Source organism: Stenotrophomonas sp. GD03680 (assembly GCF_029844625.1).
Classification (GTDB): domain Bacteria; phylum Pseudomonadota; class Gammaproteobacteria; order Xanthomonadales; family Xanthomonadaceae; genus Stenotrophomonas; species Stenotrophomonas maltophilia_P.
The window spans coordinates 25,233-44,447 of the sequence record NZ_JAOCKC010000025.1; the positions used below are offsets into that span (position 1 = coordinate 25,233).

General features: G+C 68.7%; 13 protein-coding genes. 4 read left to right on the plus strand and 9 right to left on the minus strand.

The window, feature by feature from the left end:
* Positions 1-22: 22 nt before the first annotated feature.
* Together gshB and N5J29_RS17080 are read left to right on the plus strand one after the other, a co-directional pair.
* Positions 23-970: a glutathione synthase gene (gshB, locus tag N5J29_RS17075; RefSeq protein ID WP_053518927.1), complete on the plus strand. Its 948-nt coding sequence runs from the start codon at positions 23-25 to the stop codon at positions 968-970.
* Positions 970-1,854 (plus strand): energy transducer TonB, encoded by an 885-nt coding sequence (locus N5J29_RS17080; protein ID WP_053518928.1) that lies wholly within the window; start codon positions 970-972, stop codon positions 1,852-1,854. Before gshB ends, N5J29_RS17080 begins: the two co-directional genes overlap by 1 nt.
* A gap of 137 nt (positions 1,855-1,991) precedes the next feature.
* Here N5J29_RS17080 and tsaB read toward each other — a convergent pair whose 3' ends face one another.
* From tsaB to N5J29_RS17120, 8 genes are all read right to left on the minus strand, one after another.
* Positions 1,992-2,705 carry a tRNA (adenosine(37)-N6)-threonylcarbamoyltransferase complex dimerization subunit type 1 TsaB gene (gene tsaB / locus N5J29_RS17085; RefSeq protein ID WP_164152984.1) on the minus strand — a complete coding sequence of 238 codons (714 nt, stop codon included), beginning with the start codon at positions 2,703-2,705 and terminating at the stop codon, positions 1,992-1,994.
* Positions 2,706-2,714: 9 nt separating this feature from the next.
* A complete protein-coding gene (locus N5J29_RS17090) occupies positions 2,715-4,757 on the minus strand; it encodes an ATP-dependent DNA helicase (protein WP_164152985.1) in 2,043 nt (680 codons plus the stop codon).
* A 202-nt stretch (positions 4,758-4,959) separates the two neighbouring features.
* Complete coding sequence (locus N5J29_RS17095; RefSeq protein ID WP_065174783.1) at positions 4,960-5,499, minus strand: hypothetical protein; 540 nt, start codon at positions 5,497-5,499, stop codon at positions 4,960-4,962.
* Positions 5,496-7,937, minus strand: coding sequence for a penicillin-binding protein 1B (gene mrcB, locus N5J29_RS17100; protein WP_053518936.1), 2,442 nt, complete (start codon positions 7,935-7,937; stop codon positions 5,496-5,498). The genes N5J29_RS17095 and mrcB overlap by 4 nt, the downstream gene beginning before the upstream one ends.
* 75 nt (positions 7,938-8,012) lie before the next feature.
* A complete protein-coding gene (locus tag N5J29_RS17105; RefSeq protein WP_111186726.1) occupies positions 8,013-8,957 on the minus strand; it encodes a glycosyltransferase family 2 protein in 945 nt (314 codons plus the stop codon).
* Entirely contained in the window at positions 8,954-9,946 is a 993-nt protein-coding gene (locus N5J29_RS17110) for a glycosyltransferase (RefSeq protein ID WP_164152986.1), read from the minus strand. The genes N5J29_RS17105 and N5J29_RS17110 overlap by 4 nt, the downstream gene beginning before the upstream one ends.
* 68 nt (positions 9,947-10,014) lie before the next feature.
* Positions 10,015-11,586 (minus strand): hypothetical protein, encoded by a 1,572-nt coding sequence (locus tag N5J29_RS17115; protein ID WP_164152987.1) that lies wholly within the window; start codon positions 11,584-11,586, stop codon positions 10,015-10,017.
* Positions 11,587-11,616: 30 nt separating this feature from the next.
* A complete protein-coding gene (locus N5J29_RS17120) occupies positions 11,617-13,773 on the minus strand; it encodes a bifunctional (p)ppGpp synthetase/guanosine-3',5'-bis(diphosphate) 3'-pyrophosphohydrolase (protein ID WP_065182604.1) in 2,157 nt (718 codons plus the stop codon).
* A gap of 129 nt (positions 13,774-13,902) precedes the next feature.
* On the opposite strand from N5J29_RS17120, the gene N5J29_RS17125 reads away from it, so the two are divergent.
* Positions 13,903-14,439 (plus strand): hypothetical protein, encoded by a 537-nt coding sequence (locus N5J29_RS17125; protein WP_065174777.1) that lies wholly within the window; start codon positions 13,903-13,905, stop codon positions 14,437-14,439.
* Positions 14,440-14,485: 46 nt separating this feature from the next.
* On the opposite strand, the gene hrpA is transcribed toward N5J29_RS17125, so the two are convergent.
* Complete coding sequence (gene hrpA / locus N5J29_RS17130) at positions 14,486-18,568, minus strand: ATP-dependent RNA helicase HrpA (protein ID WP_164152988.1); 4,083 nt, start codon at positions 18,566-18,568, stop codon at positions 14,486-14,488.
* Positions 18,569-18,654: 86 nt separating this feature from the next.
* Here hrpA and N5J29_RS17135 point away from each other — a divergent pair, with 86 nt between their 5' ends.
* Positions 18,655-19,203, plus strand: a complete 549-nt coding sequence (locus tag N5J29_RS17135) for a Dps family protein (RefSeq protein WP_053518946.1) — start codon at positions 18,655-18,657, stop codon at positions 19,201-19,203.
* Positions 19,204-19,215 lie beyond the last annotated feature (12 nt).

The following is a 19,215-nucleotide window of genomic DNA, read 5'->3' on the forward strand; positions in this document are numbered from 1 at the left end:
GCCTTGCCTGACAGGTGCGCCCATGCCGTTGAACGTCATCGTGGTGATGGACCCCATCGCCCACATCAAGATCGCCAAGGACACCACCTTCGCCATGCTGCTGGAAGCCCAGCGCCGCGGCCATGCCCTGCACTACGTGCGGCCGGGCGGACTGGCCCTGGAAGGTGGCGTGGCGGTGGCCCAGACCGCCCCGCTGCGGGTCCGCGACGACCCCGCCGGCTGGTACGAGCTGGGCGGGTTCAGCCGGACCGAGTTCGGTCCCGGCCAGATCGTGCTGATGCGCAAGGATCCACCGGTCGATGCCGAATACGTCTACGACACCCAGGTGCTGGACGTGGCCGCTGCGGCCGGCGCCTGCGTGGTCAACAATCCGCAGGGCCTGCGCGACTACAACGAGAAACTGGCCGCGCTGCTGTTCCCGCAGTGCTGCCCGCCGACCCTGGTCAGCCGCGACGCCAAGGCATTGAAGGCCTTCGCGCTGGAACATGGCCAGGCCGTGCTGAAGCCCCTGGATGGCATGGGAGGGCGCTCGATCTTCCGCAGCGGCCAGGGCGACCCGAACCTGAACGTGATTCTGGAAACGTTGACCGATGGCGGACGCAGGCTGGCGCTGGCACAGAAGTTCATCCCGGACATCAGTGCCGGCGACAAGCGCATCCTGCTGATTGACGGCGAGCCGGTCGACTACTGCCTGGCGCGCATTCCGCAGGGCGACGAGTTCCGCGGCAACCTGGCCGCTGGCGGGCGCGGCGAAGGCCGTCCGCTGAGCGAGCGCGACCGCTGGATCGCCGCGCAGGTGGGACCGGAAATGAAGCGCCGCGGCATGCGCTTCGTTGGCCTGGATGTGATCGGCGACTACCTGACCGAAGTCAACGTCACCAGCCCCACCTGCGTGCGCGAACTGGACGCGCAGTACGGCCTGAACATCGCCGGCACGCTGTTCGACGCGCTCGAGGCCGGCCTGCGCTGATGCCCGCCGCACCCGCCGTCCTGCCACCGCCGCCGCGCGAAGCGCAGCGGCTGGGTGCCACCCTCACCCTGTCGGTGCTGGTCCACGTCCTGCTGATCCTGGGGGTGGGTTTCGCCGTGAAGGGCGAGGCCCCACTGGTGCCCACGCTGGAAGTGATCTTCAGCCAGACCCGCACCGCGCTGACGCCGAAGCAGGCGGACTTCCTGGCCGCCGCCAGCCAGGAAGGCGGCGGTGACCACGACCGCGCGCAGCGTCCGCGCGACAACCAGGCCGGGATCGTGCCGCAGGCCCAGGCCGGGGTCAGCCCGGTGCCACAGCAGCAGCAATCCGCAGCGCCCGTGCCACCGCCGCAGGCCCGCGTGGTCAGCAGCCGCAATGGCCAGGACACGGTGGCACGTGCGCAGGCCCAGCCAACGCCACTGGAACCGGTGCCGGACGCACCGATGACCGCACGCGAGCAGCGCGATGCGGAGATGGCGCGGCTGGCAGCCGAGGTCCACCTGCGCTCGGCGCAGTACGCCAAGCGACCGAACCGCAAATTCGTCTCGGCCAGCACGCGCGAATATGCCTATGCCAATTACCTGCGCGCCTGGGTCGACCGCGCCGAGCAGGTGGGCAACCTGAACTATCCGGACGAGGCACGGCAACGCCGTCTCGGCGGGCAGGTGGTCATCAGCGTTGGCGTGCGTCGCGATGGCAGTGTGGAAAGCAGCCGCATCCTGCGTTCAAGCGGAACACCGCTGCTGGATGAGGCCGCGCTGCGGGTGGTGACGCTGGCACAGCCGTTCCCGCCGCTGCCGCGTACCGAGGACGGAATCGACATCCTGCAGGTCACCCGCACGTGGGTGTTCCTGCCCGGCGGCGAACTGCGCGACGACCGGTAGGGGGTGTTGCCCGGGCCTGCGGCCCGGGACCCGCTGAAGGCAACAGCAACGTCAACAGCAAAAGCGGCGGTCAGTGTAGTGACGCCTGGCGGGGCGGTGCCGGGCGGCGGGGACGCCGCAGGTACGTCTGTGCAGGCTCAGCCGTTGGCCTTCGCCTTGGCCTCGCGCGCGGCCTGCTGCTCGACCAGGGTCAAGGCCACGTTGTCGCGCAGGTAGGCCGGTTCCACCCTCTCCGGCGCGATGCCCTCGCCACGTGCCAAGGCCGGCACCGCCAACGCCAGCACGTTCGATGCCCGCGGCAGCGCCGCGGCGTCGAACCCCCGCAGGCCCGCCCCCAGCTGCGTGACCAGCGCGCCCTCGGCCGCACCGAATCCCGTGCCGACACCGAACACCGACAGATCGTCCGGCAACGCTACTGCGGCCGGTGCGCACACCCGCTCTGCATCGCACGGCATCGGCAGGCCGTCCACGCGCTCGAAACGCGCGATGTAGAGTTCGCCCATCCGTGCATCGATCGCCGACAGGATCTGCCTTTCTTCTGCCGGCGCACGCAGCGCCAGCACCTGCAGGGTCGATACCGGCAGCAGCGGACGGTCCAACGCCAGTGCGATGCCCTGGGCAAGGGCGATCGCCAGGCGCACCCCGGTGAAGGCACCCGGACCACGACTGAGTGCGATGCCATCGAGCTGGCGGCGGCTGATACCGGCCTCGGCCAGCAGCGCGTCGGCCCACGGCAGGCTCAGCTCGGCATGCCGGCGCGGGGCGATCTCGAAGCGTTCCAGGACCTGCCCGTCTACGTGCAGGGCAACGGAACAGGCTTCGGTGGCGGTTTCAAAGGCGAGCAGTTTCATCGGGTCGGATCAGAACAGGGGGAACGTGCCACCCGGGGCGGGGTGCGTGGCCGCCACAGGGGCGTCCGGCGCTCCAGCATCGGTCGCGGGGTGCCATTGTGGCGCAAAGAAGGACTGCACATCGGCCAGACTGCGGGTACGGCGGAAAGGTGGCAGCGAATCGAGGAAGATCCGGCCATAGCCACGGTTGAGCAGCCGCGGGTCGCACAGCACCAGCACGCCGCGATCACTCTCACTGCGGATCAGCCGGCCGACGCCCTGCTTCAGCGCGATCACGGCCTGCGGCAGCTGCTCGTCGCGGAACGGATTGCCCCCCTGGCTGCGGATCGCCTCAAGCCGCGCCTCGTAGACCGGATCGTCCGGCGCGGCAAAGGGCAGCTTGTCGATCACCACGACGCTCAATGCTTCGCCGACCACGTCCACCCCTTCGCGGAAACTGGCCGAGCCCAGCAGCACGCCGTTGCCGGAATCGCGGAACTGCTGCAGCAAGGTGGCGCGCGGCGCCTCGCCCTGCACGAACAGCGGCCACGGCCCATCGCGCAGCGCCTCGGCCGCTTCGCGCAGGGCCCGGTGCGAGGCGAACAGCAGGAATGCACGGCCCTGCGAGGCCTGCAGCACCGGCCGCAGGACCTGGATGAGCGAGGTGCCGAACCCCCGCGCGGCGGGATCGGGCAGGCCTTCGGGCAGGTAGCACAGTGCCTGCTCGGGCCAGTTGAATGGACTGGACTGGACCAGTGTCTGCGGATCATCCAGGCCGAGCCGGCGGGCGATGTGATCGAAGCCACCACCGACGGTCAGCGTCGCCGACGTGAAGATCCATGCGGCACGACTGCGCTCGCGATGCTCGCGCAGCGGACCGGACACATCCATCGGCGTGCGCTGGCAGCGGAATCCGCGCGGGGTAAGTTCGTACCAGAGCACATCGGCGCTCGCCGCCTGCGCAGGGTCGGCATCGAAATCAAGCGCCGGTTCGTCATCGCCCAGCCAGCGCCCCAGACGCGATACCGCCTCGCGCGCCCGTGCGTGGCAAGCGTCGAGGCCTGCGGCGGCTTCGCGCAGCGGCTGCAGCGCCTGCTCCAGATTCACCAGACCGGTCATGACCGCATCAAAGCCATCGCGCACCTGCGGCATCGCCAGTGCGCGCCACTGCGTGCCACGGGATGGCAGGCCATCCATTGCCGAGCGCAGCGCACGCAGTGCCTCCTGCAGCTGATCGACCGGCGCCTGCAGCGCTGACTGTGCGCCACCGACACCGCGCGCCTCGGCCAGACAGTCCCGGCCCAGCTCCTGCCAGGGTCGCATGCCGAAGCCCTCACCGAAGAACTGCGCTGCCAGTTCAGGCAACTGGTGCGCCTCATCGATGACGAAGGCCTGTGCGCCCGGCAGCAGCTCTCCGAAGCCCTCCTGCTTCAGCGCAAGATCGGCCAACAGAAGATGATGGTTGACCACCACCACGTCCGCAGCCTGAGCGCGTTGCCGCGCGCGCACCACGAAGCAGTCATCCCAGAACGGACACTCGGTGCCCAGGCAGTTGTCGACGGTGGAGGTAACCATTGGCAGCAAGGGTGAGTCATCGGCCAGGCCTTCCAGTTCCGCGATGTCGCCATGTTCGGAACGACCGGACCAGGCCAGGATGCGCTGGAACTGCGCCGCCTGCTCCGGGCTGGAGAAGCGTGGCTCGCCACGCGCCTGCTGCAGGCGGTAACGGCACAGGTAATTGCTACGCCCCTTCAGCAGCGCGCTGCGCAGGCCGACCCCCAGTGCCTGGCGCACGCGTGGCAGGTCGCGATGGTAGAGCTGGTCCTGCAGCGCACGGGTACCGGTGGAAATGATCGTACGCAGGCCGGACAGCAGCACCGGCACCAGGTAGGCGAAGGTCTTGCCGGTGCCGGTGCCGGCCTCGGCCAGCAGCAGGTCGCGCTGCTGCAGCGCATCGGCGATGGCCTCGGTCAGGCGCAGTTGTGCCGGACGCGGGACGAAGGCATCCAGGTACGAGGCAAGCGCGCCGCCTGCGCTGAGTGCTTCGCGGCTGGCGTGGACAAGGTCGGACATCAGACGGAAAGGATACCGGGCCGGGCGCTGCCCGGCACCCGTTTGTAGCGTCGAGCTTGCTCGACTGAACTGGAAGGGGTCAGAGCCGTTTCCTTTCGGAAAACGGCTCTGACCCCATCGCGAGCGCGCGACCGGCTTCTGATCTTTCTGTTCTCGCCCGCGGCCCGCGCGGCGTGTGACGCGCCCGATGGAGGGGAATACCTCAGTACCGCTTGATGCCCGGTACCGTGCACCCTTCCAGCTGTGCATGCGCCGACACCGCGTTCTCCTTCTCCCCGCGCGCCAGCCGTGACTGCTCGATCGTCGCCCAGTGGCGCCGGCACAGCGGCCCGGTCTTCGACCCCAGATCGATGGCCTTGCGCGCGAACGTCTCCGCCTCCGACCACTTGCCCTGCAGCAGGGCGATTTCGGCCCGCTCCTGCAGCACTGCGGGGTCTGCGGCGACGATCTGCAGCGCCTGGTCCAGGCTGGCGGCGGCGGCCGGCAGATCGTTGGCCTGGCGCTGCGTCAGCGCGGTCTGGCGCAGATCCTCAACCTGTGGATCGCGCAGCGGCTGCACCGACAGTTCCTTGTCATCCGGTCCCGCCGCCGCTTCGACCGCAGCCAGGCGTTGCACCGGCGTGGTGGTAGCGGCGACCGGCTTGACCACCGGCGGCGCGCTGCTGACACAGGCGGCCAGCACCACGGTGAGGCCGGCCAGGGTGAGCGGATGCAGGAAAGTTCGAAGCGTCATCGGATTCATCGACTCGGAGGAGGAGTGGTCGCCGCCGGCGCGGCTGCGGGTTCTTCCGCCGGTTCCGGCTTGCGATCCAGGCCGAACCAGCTGCGCCAGCCACCGCCTTCGCTGCCGGCGCCGTCCTGGGCTTCGGGCGAAACCGCCGGCGCGCAGGGCGAATACGCCGGCGCATAGCCGACCACGAACGGGAAGCGCCGCGCGCCCGGACAGCCCTCATCGGTACTGTTGGTGCCGCTGGCGGCGATCGGCTGCCAGTCCAGCCCCTTGTTGCTGACCCGCAGCGGCGCGCTCGGCAGGCGCTGGAAGATGCCCGACCACACGCGCATCGCACCGGTGGCGCCATACAGCCCGGCCTGCTCGTTCTGGTCGTTGCCCATCCAGATCACCGCCAGGTGGTCGCCGGTGTAGCCGGCATACCAGCTGTCGCGGCCATCATTGGTGGTACCGGTCTTGCCGGCCGGCTGCAGGCGTCCCAGGCCGTCTGCGTTGAGGCGCTGCGCGGTGCCGCTGGCAACCACCTGCTGCAGGCCGATGCTGATCAGGTTGGCCGCGATCGAATCGCCTTCCTGTGCCGGCGCAGGCGACTTGTCATAGCGCTTGAGCAGCTTGCCCTGCGGATCAAGCACGCCACGCACCGCGTGCAACGGCTGGATCTCGCCGCCCGAGGCCAGGAACTGGTACAGCTGCGCCATCGCATACGGGCTCTGGTCGGTCGAGCCGAGAATCACGGCCGGATTCGGTTCGGCCTTGATGCCGGCCAGCACGTGGATCAGCTGGGTCACACGCTCTGGACCGACCTGCATGCCGACCCGCACCGTGGCCTGGTTGTAGGAATTGGCCAGCGCATCGATCAGCCGCACGGTGCCATGGCTGCGGTTGTCCGCATTGCCCGGGCTCCAGTTGCGGCCACGGCTCAACTGGACGGTCACCGGCGAATCGTCAACCCAGCTCGCCAGCGAGTAGCGGTCTGGCTGGGCCAGCGCCAGCAGGTACACGAACGGCTTGAGCAGCGAGCCGACCGGTCGCTGCGCCTCGATGGCGCGGTTGAAGCCGACCTCGGAGACCTCGCGGCTGCCGATCACTGCCAGCACGTCGCCGTTATGCACATCGGTCAGCACCATGCCGGCCTGCAGCTCGGGACGGCGCTTGCTCTCCAGCGACTTGATGGTACGGGTCACAGCGCCTTCGGCGTAGGCCTGCGCGGACGGCGACATGCCGGTCATGACGCTCAGGCCCGCGCCCTGCAGTGCGGACTCGGGATAATCGTGGCCGAGCTGGCGACGGACCAGATCGACATAGGCCGGGAAGCGGTTGGCGGCGACCAGGCCCGGTGTCTTCGGAACCCCCAGCGGAGCCTTCAGCGCCCGCTGGTATTCGGCATCGTCGATCAGCGCCGCTTCGCGCAGCTTGCCCAGCACGAAGTTGCGACGATCCAGCGCCCGTTCCGGGTTGCGCCGCGGGTCGTAGTAGGACGGGCCCTTGACCAGGCCGATCAACAGCGCGATGTGCTCGGTTTCCAGCGACGACAGGTCGCGGCCGAACCAGAATTCGGCGCCGGAGGACATGCCATGGATCGCTTGGCTGCCGCGCTGGCCCAGGTACACCTGGTTCAGATACGCCTCGAAAATGGTGCGCTTGTCGTAACGCGCTTCCATGATCAACGCATACAGCACTTCATTGAACTTGCGGGTGAGGGTCTGCTCCTTGCCGATGCCGAGCAGGCCGCTGCGGGCCAGCTGCTGGGTCAGCGTGGACGCACCCTGCCGGCTCTGCCCGCCGGAACGGACGGTCACCCAGACCGCACGGGCGATGCCCGACAGGTCGATGCCGTGATGGCGGTTGAAGTCCTTGTCCTCCACCGCCTGCAGGCCGGTCACCAGCAGGTCCGGCGCCTCGTCCATGCGGATCAGGCGACGCTCTTCCTGCTTCTGGCCGTACAGCGTGGCGATGCGTGCCGGATCCAGGCGGGCGGCCTTGAGCGCCTTGCGGCTGTCGGCATCGCGCAGCGACGCGACGGTGCCGCCAGCGAGCGACAGCTCGACGCGACGCGCGGCCACCCGGCCATCGACGTCGGCGTAGCCACGGCTGGCAATGACGAAGCGGCCACCCTTCACCGCGTAGGTGGCCGGCTCCCTGCCTTCGCCGTCATCGCGGTAGGCGGACGCGGCCAGTTCGGTCTTCAGGGTCGCCGCATCCATCGCCTTGCCGGGCGTCAGCACCAGCGGGCGGGCGTAGACACGGGTCGGGATCTGCCAGCGCAGCTCTCCGAAACGCTGGGTCACCTGCTGGTTGAGGTACAGGGTGTACGGGATCAGGAAACCCAGTCCCAGTGCGACCGCTGCCATGCTCCAGGTGATCAGCCTGCGTCGCCAGGGCGAGCTGCCGCCCTCCTGGTCGTCGTCGTCGAAATCGTCGTGGTCGTCGGAATCGTAGCGTCGGGGCACGGGAAAAGCATGGCAGGGGCGTCAGCGGAGTCTACCCCAGCCCTTTCCCCAAGACAGGTTCGATCGGTCGTCCGTTCAGCGATGGCCCGGCGGCAGCGGACCGGCCCGGCCGCGGATGCCGTCCCACAGCCCCTTCAACATGAACCGCAACCGAATCCAGCGCGGCGCCAGGAACAGCCCGTTGCCCACCAGCTTCAGCAGCAGGCGTGGCACGTCCTGCGCGATCCAGACCCGCGGCGTATAGGCGCGCCCGTAGAGCAGCACGCGGTTGCGCATGATGAAATACAGGCGGAACGGCTTGTGCACGATCACGCCGTCCGGCTTCGCCCGCGACGGCAGCAGTTCCTCGCCGATGCTGTGGCTCATCTGCGCATCGCAGATTCCGTACAGCGCGTGGCCACTGCGTTTGGCGCGGAAGCACCAGTCCATGTCCAGGTTGTCGATGAACAGGCTTTCGTCCATCGCACCGATGTCACGCAGCGCCGACATCGGCACCAGCGATCCGGACGTGATGAGGAAGTCGCAGGAGATGCGCTGGCCCGGGCCGCCACGCAGCTTGTGGTTGAAGGGGAAGCCGAAGCGGACGAACGGGGCCAGCATGCCGCTGCGTGCGTCGCGGAACTGCGGTCCCACCGCAGCGATCCGCTCATTGCCCGCCAGCTCGACCAGCGCGGTGCCCAGCACGTCGACCATGCCTGGCTCCAGCACACTGTCCTGGTCCATCAGCAGCACGTAGTCAAACCCCAATGACTGCGCCTGCTCATACGACCGGTTCAGCGCACTGCCGAGCCCGACGTTGTGCGGCGAGGCCAGCAGGCTGATGCCGGGCGCCGCGCCCAGCAGCGCTTTCACATCCACACCTCGGCTGCCGTTGTCGAACACCACCAGATGCCCGACCTGCTGCAGCACGCTGTCGACCACCCGCCGCAGCAACTCCGGATCGGGGCCATAAGTAACGATCACGGCGCAGACGCGGTGCGCGTCGAAGGCAGCACGCGCTGCCGGCATCTGCGAAGTCATTGGATTCCCTGCACGAGGTCGCTGGCCGCCGAACGCAGGCCGTTGGAAAAACGATGATAGCGGCCACTGCCCAGCTCACGGGCGATGTGCAGCATGCGGGACGGCAGCCGGGTTGGCGCGCAGGCCCGCGCCTCGGCATGGCGCAGACGCTGGTCCAGTGTCGCCAACTGTGCGGCATCCAGTGCCGGCCGGCCCAGCCGCGCCTGCTCCTGCAACGAGCGCAGGCGGGCCAACGCCGCCGCGAGGTAGGTGCGGCGCGCGGAACCACTGCCCACGGCCCGCTCCAGCAGCCCGCGCTGGCGCGCGCCCACCTGGTTGTCGCCATGCTGCCGGTAGTCGGTGGTGATCGCTTCGATGCTGTCCAGGCCACCGCTTGCCGCCGCCACCAGCGCCAGCCATTCGTCGTGGATCCAGCCCTTGGCCACCGGCAGCGCCTGCGTGATCAGGCCACGCCGCAGCGCGGTCACGGCGCCGGTCACCAGATTGCGGCCCATCAGCAGCTCGAAGCCTTCACCGCGGTGTTCCCGGTCCAGGTCGCGGCGGCTGATCGACAGCGCCTGGAACAGGGTCGCCGGCAGCGGCCGGCCCTGCGCATCGACCAGCCGTGCATCGCTGTGCAGCAGTTGTACCGTGGGCCGCACGGCGAACGCCTGCAGGAAGGTGGCGACCTTGTCCGCATGCCACACATCGTCCTGGTCGCACAGGAAGACGATGTCGCCGCTGCAGGCCGACAACGCGGTTTCGAAATTGCGCACGTAACCGACGTTCTGCTCCTGCTGCCGCAGCACCACCTCGATGCCGGCCGCACGCAGCGCTTCAGCCTCGTGCAAGAGCACGGCCCAGGTACCATCAACAGAAGCATCGTCGACCACCACCACCTGTGTCGGCAGTACGCTCTGCGCGGCGATGCTGCGCAGTTGGGCGGCGACATAGCGCTCACCCTGCCAGGTACACAAGGCAACGGAGACGGTGGGTGCGACGCTGGACATGTTCTGGGGAGCGGCCGGAGCGGCTGGACTATACCCGACTGGCACCACCGGCACGAATGGTCGTCGCATCAGCGCGGCTGCGGCTCGCCACCTGCGCGCCGCAGCCGTTCCTCGAATGGCGGCAGTTCGGCCAGGTCCGGTTGCAGCCGCCGCGCCTGCTCGGCGGCATGCGCGGCAAATGCCAGATCGCCGCTTCCCAGCCGTTCGCTGCCGATCGCCAGCCAGCGCTGGGCCAGGCGCAGCCGTGCGGTCGGCAACCCGGCGTCGGTCGGCGCCAGCGTCTGCCACGCCTGCAGACAGGCGCCGGCGGCCTGCACCCGGTTCTGCCGCAGGTTGTCGTCGAAGCACTGGCGGCTGGCCGGCAGCAGCCGCGTGGCAGCCGCTTTCACGCGGGTGTCGCGTGGGGCCAGCGACTGCGCTTCGCGCAGCGCATCGAAGGCACTGTGCCCGGGCGGACTGATCCATTGCCCTGCACGCTCGGCGCGTTCGACCTGGCGCAGGTGATCACGCAGCAGACGCTCACGCTGGCTGTTGCTGATCGACGGCTGCTGCAGGGCCTGCTGCGCCTGCCGTGCACGCTGCAGGCGCTGCTCGAGCTGCTGCCTGGCCGCTGCCGAGGCACCCAGCGACGCTGCCAATGCGGCATCGCGCTGTGCCGCCTCGAACTGGAAGTCATCGGCCCGCTTCTGGCTGCGTGCGAGGACCGCCTGCAGTGTCTGCTCCCGGCCGCGCTGGGCACTGGGATCGTCGGCCGCCACCGCCAGGACCGCCTGGAAGCCCGCCGCCGCCGCTTCCAGCTGCTGTCGTTTCAACGCACGCTGCGCCTGCCGCAATCGCTGATCCATCGCCTGCGCCAATGCTTCCTGGCTGGCCGGCAGGTCGGCGTGCCCGGCATCGAACTGACGTGCCCGCTGCACCACCGCGGCCGCGTCGGCCAGATCACCTCGCGCGGCCAGGGCACGCGCCTGCTGCAGCAGGTCACTCAGTGCATCCTCGCGACCTTCCAGCGCCGATAGGTTGTCCGGCTGCAGGGCCAGAATGCGCTGGAACATCGGCAGGGCGCTGCTGTCGCCGTCATCCAGGCGCCCAGCGGCGAGTGCGTTGCGCGCCTGCGCAAGCATCGCGCCAATCCCTGCCCCGGCCGTGCGACGTGCCTGCAGCTGGCGCGCCAGCGCATCGGTCTGGCTCTGCGGCACCTGCAGCTCGCGTGCCAGCGCCAAGGCCTGCGCACTGGCGTCCAGTTCCCCGGCCTGCAGCCGGTCCCGCGCCTGCTGCAACGCAGCGGCACCGGTCCGTGCCAGGCCCTCGCGCGCCTGCGGGCGATCGCCGTCGAGCGCAAGCGCGGCCTGGTAGCGCTCGCGCGCACCACTGCCGTCGATGGCGCTCAGCCGTCCCGCCGCCAGCGCACGATCACCTTCGGCCAGCAGCTGTTCGATCTGCGGTTCGTCCCAGAACCAGTCCGCCAGCGGCTTGCGCAGCAGCACCAGCAGCACGAACACCGCCATCGCCGCCACCAGCGCCCAGCGCCAGACCCGGCGCGCATGCCGCGCCTGCAGCCACCACCAACGGCCTTCACGGCGGACGCGGTCCAGCGCAGGATGATCGGCGCCGTGAGGGCGATGCGGAGGCTCGCGTTCCATGCGTGCAGGGTAGCCGGGGTGGCGTGAAGCTCAGCCGAGGCGACGTGCCTCGCTGACACCGGGCAAGGCATCGAGCTTGCCCAGCAGCGTCGACAGCTGTCCGTAATCGCTCACCTTCAGCCGCAGGCGCAGGTGGGCACGGCCGCTGTTGCGCACGTTGTCGCTGTGGATGTCGAGCACGTAGGCGTCTTCCTGGGCGATCAGGTTGGTGATGTCCTTCAGCAGCCAGCGGCGATCGACCGCATCGACCACCACGTCCACTTCGTAACCGCCGCCCGCCTGCCCCCATTCCACCGGCAGGATGCGTTGCGGGCTGGCCGCGGCAAGGCGGGCCAGCGCTGCACAGTCTGCGCGATGCACCGTGACACCCCGGCTACGGGTCAGGTAGCCGACGATGGGTTCGCCCGCCACCGGCTGGCAGCAGCGTGCCAGCTGCACCAGCAGGTTGCCCACGCCCTGCACGGTGAACTTGGACTTGCCCAGGTTCTCGCGCCGTGCGGTCGGGCGTGGCAGGGTCGGCGGCGGCGCTGGCTGGCTGGCCGCACGTTCGGCCTCCAGCAGCGCGCGGCTGATCTGGTTGGGGCCGGTATCGCCCAGCGCCACCTGGATGTACAGGTCGTCGACGCTGTCGGCATGGAACTTCTTCGCCGCGGCCGCCAGATCCGAATGCTGCAGCCCGAGCCGCTTGAGCTCGCGCTCCAGCAGTTCGCGGCCGGCCTGCACGTTGCGCGCGCGGTCAAGCTTGTGGAACCAGCTGCGTACCTTCTCGCGCGAGCGGTTGCTGGCCAGGAAGCCGTTGGCCGGTATCAGCCAGTCGCGGCGCGGATCGGCCTCCTTGCCGGTAAGGATCTCCACCCGGTCGCCGCTGCGCAGGCGGTAGGTCAACGGCACGATGCGGCCGTTCACCTTGGCGCCGCGGCAGCGGTGTCCCACCATGGTGTGCACCTGGTAGGCGAAGTCCAGTGGCGTGGCCCCCTGCGGCAGATCCAGTACTTCGTCCTTCGGGCTCAGCGCATAGACGCGGTCTTCGGTGAGCTCCGCATCCAGTGCCCCGGCCAGTTCATTGCCCTGCCCGTCCTGCGCCTGCTCCAGCAGCTGGCGCATCCAGGTGATCTTGCGGTCGAAGGACTTTTCGGCGCCCTTGCCACCTTCCTTGTACTTCCAGTGCGCAGCCACGCCCAGTTCGGCCTGCGCATGCATCTCGTGGGTGCGGATCTGCACTTCGATGGTGCGCCCTTCCGGGCCGACGACGGCGGTGTGCAGCGAACGGTAGTCGTTGGCCTTGGGTCGGGCGATGTAATCATCGAACTCGCTCGGCACCGGCGCCCACAGCGCGTGCACCACGCCCAGCACGGCGTAGCAGGCCGCGACGTCGTCGACCATCACCCGCACCGCACGGATGTCATACAGCTGGTCGAACGCCAGCCGCTTCTTCTGCATCTTCCGCCAGATGCTGTAGATGTGCTTCGGCCGCCCGCTGACCTCGGCCTTGATGCCCTGGGCCGACAGTTCGCGCGAGAGCACCTTCTTGACGTTCTCGACGTAACGCTCGCGGGCGATGCGCGTTTCATCCACCTCGCGGGCGATGCGTCGGTAGGTGTCCGGCTCCAGATGGCGGAACGCCAGGTCTTCCAGCTCCCACTTCAGCTGCCAGATGCCCAGGCGGTTGGCCAGCGGGGCATGGATGTCGCGGGTCAGCTGGGCCAGCGCGCGGCGCTGCTCCTCCTCCAGCCTGTCGGCCGCGCGCATGCGCGCCAGCTGCCGCGCCAGCAGGATCGGCACCACCCGCAGGTCGCGGATGATCGCCAGCAGCAGCCGGCGCAGGCCCTCACTGTTGCGTCCTGCCTCGCGACCGGCGTGCAGCGCCCATACCGGGTCGGCCGCGTCCTGGCCGTCGAGCAGGCCGATCACCGCCGCCCGGTGGCTGCCAAGCGGCAACTGCTCCAGGTGGGCGCGCAGGCCGGGCAGGTCGAACAGCAGGGCCGCGACCACCGCGCCTTCGTCCGCCGAGAGCATTGACAGGGCATCGAGGGTGTCGCCCAGCACCGACCAGCTGGCGCGCATCTGCGTGTCAGTCCCGTCAGCTTCCCAGTACTCGCGCAGGGCCTGGCGCAGCGGAGCGGGCAGCACCGCTGCCGAGGGACGGTTCAACAAGGCATCCAGGCCGGGGACGGAAGCGCGGTTCACAGCATCGAGCAGGCAAGACAGAGGCCCCTACACTAGCGCCGGCACCGTTCAGGGACAATCGCCACCGCTGCATCGCCGGGCATGAGCACATGCCGCTACACTCGCGGGCAAACCCCGGAGAGACCTGTCATGCCTTCCATTGTCCTGCGCGCCCGTCCACGGCTGCTGGCCTGTGCCGCCGTGCTGTTGTCCCTGTCCGCGCCCGCCCTGGCGCAGCGCGTGGTGGAGGGCGATCTGCAGCAGCAGATGTCACCGGCCGAGTTCAAGGCCGCCGGCCTGGACAAGCTCAGCGCCGCCGAACTGGCCTCGCTCAACCGCTGGCTGCAGGGCAAGGTCGAAGCCGCTGCCACCGAGGCGGTTGCCGCCGTGCGCGAGGAAGCGCGCGAGGAGGGGCGACAGGAAGTGATCCGCAAGAACCGTGGCTTCTTCGACTTCGGCAGCAATGAGCCGATCACCGGTGTGCTGCAGGGCGAGTTCCGCGGCTTCGGCAAGGGCCGCGTCTACTCGCTGGACAACGGCCAGCAATGGGAACAGACCGACACGACGTCAATTTCCGGTGTCCGCAGGCAATCGCCCAAGGTCAGCATCACCCCGGGCGTGATGGGTGTGTGGTACCTGAAGGTCGAGGGCGTCAATACCCAGCCCAAGGTCCGTCGCACCAAGTAACGCGCAATCCGTCCGAATGCAGCCGGGCACTGCCCGGCTGCACGCTTCATGCCTGGCGCAGTGCCGCCACCCGCTGCGCCAGCTTCTTGGCCGAGATGCCGGTGCGCGCCCCCAGTTCCTGGGCGAACAGCGAAACCCGCAGCTCCTCCAGATCCCAGCGCAGCGCCTGCCACTGTGGCCGCTCGCGCAGGCCCAGCTGTTCACCGGCCGCCAGCGCCTCCAGGAACGGATGCAGTTCCAGCATGCGCGCCTGGTCACGTGGCGGGTCACGCTTGGCACGTTCGGTGCGAAGGATCATCGCCTTCAGGTAACGGGGATACTGGGCCAGCGCATCGGCCGGTGTGTCGCGCAGGAAGCCGGGGTGGATCAATCCCGCCAGCTGCGCTTCCATGTCGTCCAGGTTGCCCCGTGCCCAGCCCATCAACGGCGCTTCCAGCATCGGCTTCAGTTCCGCCACCAGCGCCAGGATGGTCTCGGCCAGCTTCAGCCGCGACATCGCCTCGCCGAACAGGGCCTTGGCTGCATGCTCGCGGCGCTGTTCGAAGGCCGCCGCATCGCGGATGCTTTCCAGTCCTTCGGCCAGCACGGCGTTCATCGCCGCATCCACCAGATCGCCTCGCAGGCGCTCCTGCGATTCGATCGCCGCATACAACAGACCCGTCTTGGCACCGACCGGCAGCTGCTTGCGGGCCTGCTTGACCTTGTCGGCCAGCGCGATCTCCAGCAGGCGGCGCACGCCCAGTGGATGGGCCTCCTCGGCCTGCTGGCGGTCGGCGAAGATGCGCAGGGCCACACTGTCACCCTCGTCCAGCAGCGCCGGATAGGCGGGCACGCCCGCCTCACCGGGTACCTGCAGTGGAATCGGCGCAGCCGGGAAGGTGCGCAGCCCATCGGCCGCCATCTCGCGACCGGCACGCGCGGCAAAGGCATCACCGGCTCGGCCGCCGAATCGCGCCCGCAACGCGTCGAGGTCACGTGAGGTGGCCAGCACCTTGCCCTGCTCGTCGCGCAGCCGCAGATTCATGTGCAGATGCGGCTCGATGGAATCCGGCTCGAAATCAGTCGCCGCGACCGGGGCGCCGGTCGCGCGCGACAGGAAGCGTGCCAGTTCGCCGGTGATCGCATCGGCACTGGCATTGGGGAACGCCTCATGGAACGCACGGCCGAAATCCGGGGCCGGCACGTAATTGCGGCGCATCGCCTTGGGCAGGCTGCGGATCAGCGCTGCCGCCTTGTCGGCGACGAAGCCTGGCGCCAGCCAGCCCAGCTGCACTGGATCGAGCGCGTTGAGCAGGTGCAGCGGCACCTCCAGGGTGACACCATCATCTTCGGCACCCGGCTCGAAACGGTAGTGCAGCGGCAGCCTTGCCTGGCCCAGCGGCAGATACTTCGGATAACGCTCCTGTTCGCTGCCTTCGCCCGGCAGCAGGTCCGCCAGCGTCCAGTGCAGCCCCATGCGCTGTGCGGGCGGCAGTTCCTTCCACCACGCGTCCAGGCCGGATGCCGAATGGATGTGGGGGGGAACCCGGTCCAGATACCAGCGCGCCTGCCAGTTTTCATCGGCAACGATGCCAGCCCGGCGCAGCTTCGCTTCTTCCTCGCGCGCCACCTCCAGCACCTTCTGGTTGTCTGCCACGAAACTGGCGCGGGTGTTGATCTCGCCGGTCACCAGCGCCTGCCGCACGAAGATGTCGTGCGCCTCGCCGGGTGCGATGCGTCCGTAATGCACCGGCTTCTTCGGCGCCAGCACCAGACCGAACAGGCTGATCTGTTCCGATGCCAGCACCTGGCCCTGCGCACGCGACCAATGCGGGTCGAAGTGCTTGCGCAGGAGCAGGTGCGGCAGTTCGGCGATCACCCAGTCCGGCTCGATCGCCGCCAGGGTCATGCCCCACACTTTCTGCGTGTCGAGCAGGTTGGCCACCAGCAACCAGGGAGGTGGCCGCTTGGACAGCACGGAACCGGGGAACGGCAGGAAGCGGCGCTGGCGCGGCGCGAGGAAATCCCCCTTCTCGGTGCGATGGCCGATCTGCGTAGGCAGGCCCGCCACCAGTGCACGATGCAGCGTCTGATAGGCCGAAGCCCGCACGCGTTCACTGAAGCCGCCGCCGGCAGGCGCCTGCTCTTTCTGCGCCCGCGCCGCCACCGGCGCCGGCACGGCGTCTGCCTTGCCCTCGCGGGCCAGGCGGGCAGCGCGGTGCAGCTGGCCCCGCGTGGCTTTCACCGCTGCCGCGTCATCACGTGCGGCCGCCGGCGCACTGCTGCCCGCCAGCAACGGTGCCATCGATGCTTCCACGGGCTCTTCCTTCCAGCCCAGCTCCTCGCACAGCAGGCGTAGTTGGCGATGCAGCTCGCGCCACTCGCGCATGCGCAGGAATCCAAGAAAATGCCGCCCGCACCAGTCGCGCAGCTTGGACTGGGTCAGGTCTTCATGGGCCTGCCGGTAGGCATCCCACAGGCGCAGCACGCCGACGAACTCGGAGCGGCCGTCGGCGAACTGGGCATGCGCGGTGTCGGCGGCCCCCCGTGCCTCGGCCGGTCGCTCGCGCGGGTCCTGGATGCCCAGGAACGAGGCGATCACCAGCATCGGCCGCAGGCAGCCGGCCGCCTGTGCCGCCACCAGCATGCGTGCCAGCTTCACATCCACCGGCAGGCGCGCCATCTGCTTGCCGATCGCGGTCATGCGCCGCTCGCTGTCGATCGCGCCCAGCTCGGTCAGCTGCTGCCAGCCATCGGCCACCGCACGTTCGTCCGGTGCTTCCAGGAAAGGAAAATCCTCGATGCGGCCCAGACCCAACTGCAGCATGCGCAGGATCACCCCGGCCAGGCTGGAGCGGCGGATTTCCGGATCGGTGAACTCCGGCCGGGCCTGGAAATCGGCCTCCGCATACAGGCGGTAGCAGATGCCCTCGGCGATACGGCCGCAGCGGCCCTTGCGCTGGTTGGCGCTGGCCTGCGAGATCGGCTCGATGTGCAAGCGGTCAAGCTTGTTGCGCGGGCTGTAACGCTTGACGCGGGCGAAGCCCGGATCGACCACATAACGGATACGCGGCACCGTCAGCGAGGTCTCGGCCACGTTGGTGGCCAACACGATGCGCCGGCTCGGCCCGGGGTTGAACACCCGGTCCTGGTCCTGGTTGGACAGCCGTGCATACAACGGCAGCACCTCGGTATTGCGGTACCGGCGTCGCTCCAGCGACTGGTGGGCGTCGCGGATCTCACGTTCACCCGGCAGGAAGATCAGCACATCGCCCCGCGCGTCCAGGCGCGTGATCTCGTCGATCGCCGACACGATCGCATCGTTGACGGTGCGTTCGCCCTCCTGCTCGCCCTCGCCTTCCAGCGCGCGGTAGCGCACCTCGACCGGATAGGTACGGCCCTCTACGCTGATCACCGGCGCGTCGTCAAAATGCTGGGCGAAACGGTCGGTGTCGATGGTGGCCGAGGTGACGATCAGTTTCAGGTCCGGCCGCTTGCGCAGCAGCTGCTTCAGATAGCCGAGCAGGAAGTCGATGTTGAGGCTGCGTTCATGCGCTTCATCGACGATGATCGTGTCGTAGTTCGACAGCCAGCGGTCGCTGGCGATCTCCGCCAGCAGGATGCCGTCGGTCATGAACTTGATGCGGCTGTCCTCGCTGACCTTGTCGTTGAAGCGCACCTGGTAGCCGACCAGCTGGCCCAGCTCACTGTGCAGCTCCTGTGCCACGCGGCTGGCCACCGCGCGTGCGGCGATCCGGCGCGGCTGGGTGCAACCGATCATGCCGGCCTGGCCACGGCCGGCGGCCAGGCACAGCTTGGGCAGCTGGGTGGTCTTGCCCGAGCCCGTTTCGCCCGCGATCACCACCACCTGGTGATCCCGGATCAGCGCGATGATGGCATCGGCTTCACGCGCAATCGGCAGCTGGGGGTCCAGAGTAATGGCTGGTTGCTGCTGCGCCCGTTTCTGCCGGCGCTGCACCGACGCCTGCAAGGCCTGCTCGAAGGTAGCAGCCAGTGCCGCATCCTGTGGCTTGGCCTGGCAACGCGAGAGCATCCCCAGCAAACGGCCCCGGTCGCGGCTCATTGCGCCGTCGATGGCGGCGCGCAGTTGGCGCAGGCGAGACTGCGGCATTTTGTCGATAGCGTTCATCAATCGGTTCGTTTAAAACTTTGAAAGCAAACAGTCGTCAAGACTGATTTATTGTGAAGACCAACGATTCCACAAGGAGGAACCCCATGGCGAAGACCAAGAGCCCGACCAAGGCCAAGACCGGCAAGCAGAAGCTTGCCGCTGCGGCGCCGTCGGCCCCCAATATCGATATCGGGATCACCCAGGGCGACCGCAAGAAGATCGCCGACGGTCTGTCGCGCTTCCAGGCTGACGCGTTCACGCTCTACCTGAAGACGCACAACTTCCACTGGAACGTGACCGGGTCGATGTTCAACTCGCTGCACACCATGTTTGAAACACAGTACACCGAGCAATGGGCGGCCCTGGACGATGTGGCCGAGCGCATCCGCGCGCTGGGCTTCAATGCCCCGGGCTCCTACCGGGAGTTCGCTGCGCTGACCTCGATCGCCGAGGAGCCGGGCCTGACCGACAGCGCGGACTGGCGGGAAATGGTACGCCAGTTGGTGGTCGCCAACGAAGCGGTCTGCCGTACGGCGCGTGAAGTGCTGGAGGTGGCGGCCAAGGGCGATGATGCCCCGACCGAGGATCTGATGACCCAGCGCCTGCAGACCCACGAGAAGTATGCGTGGATGCTGCGCTCCCTGCTCCAGTAAGGGTTGGGGGGT

Excerpts from the sequence above, each read along its gene's own strand:
- N5J29_RS17105 (WP_111186726.1), bottom strand. The coding sequence starts at position 8,957 with ATGACTTCGCAGATGCCGGCAGCGCGTGCTGCCTTCGACGCGCACCGC.
- N5J29_RS17110 (WP_164152986.1), bottom strand. The coding sequence starts at position 9,946 with ATGTCCAGCGTCGCACCCACCGTCTCCGTTGCCTTGTGTACCTGGCAG.
- N5J29_RS17135 (WP_053518946.1), top strand. The coding sequence starts at position 18,655 with ATGGCGAAGACCAAGAGCCCGACCAAGGCCAAGACCGGCAAGCAGAAG.
- tsaB (WP_164152984.1), bottom strand. The coding sequence starts at position 2,705 with ATGAAACTGCTCGCCTTTGAAACCGCCACCGAAGCCTGTTCCGTTGCC.
- N5J29_RS17125 (WP_065174777.1), top strand. The coding sequence starts at position 13,903 with ATGCCTTCCATTGTCCTGCGCGCCCGTCCACGGCTGCTGGCCTGTGCC.
- N5J29_RS17090 (WP_164152985.1), bottom strand. The coding sequence starts at position 4,757 with ATGTCCGACCTTGTCCACGCCAGCCGCGAAGCACTCAGCGCAGGCGGC.
- hrpA (WP_164152988.1), bottom strand. The coding sequence starts at position 18,568 with ATGAACGCTATCGACAAAATGCCGCAGTCTCGCCTGCGCCAACTGCGC.
- N5J29_RS17115 (WP_164152987.1), bottom strand. The coding sequence starts at position 11,586 with ATGGAACGCGAGCCTCCGCATCGCCCTCACGGCGCCGATCATCCTGCG.
- gshB (WP_053518927.1), top strand. The coding sequence starts at position 23 with ATGCCGTTGAACGTCATCGTGGTGATGGACCCCATCGCCCACATCAAG.
- N5J29_RS17095 (WP_065174783.1), bottom strand. The coding sequence starts at position 5,499 with ATGAATCCGATGACGCTTCGAACTTTCCTGCATCCGCTCACCCTGGCC.
- N5J29_RS17080 (WP_053518928.1), top strand. The coding sequence starts at position 970 with ATGCCCGCCGCACCCGCCGTCCTGCCACCGCCGCCGCGCGAAGCGCAG.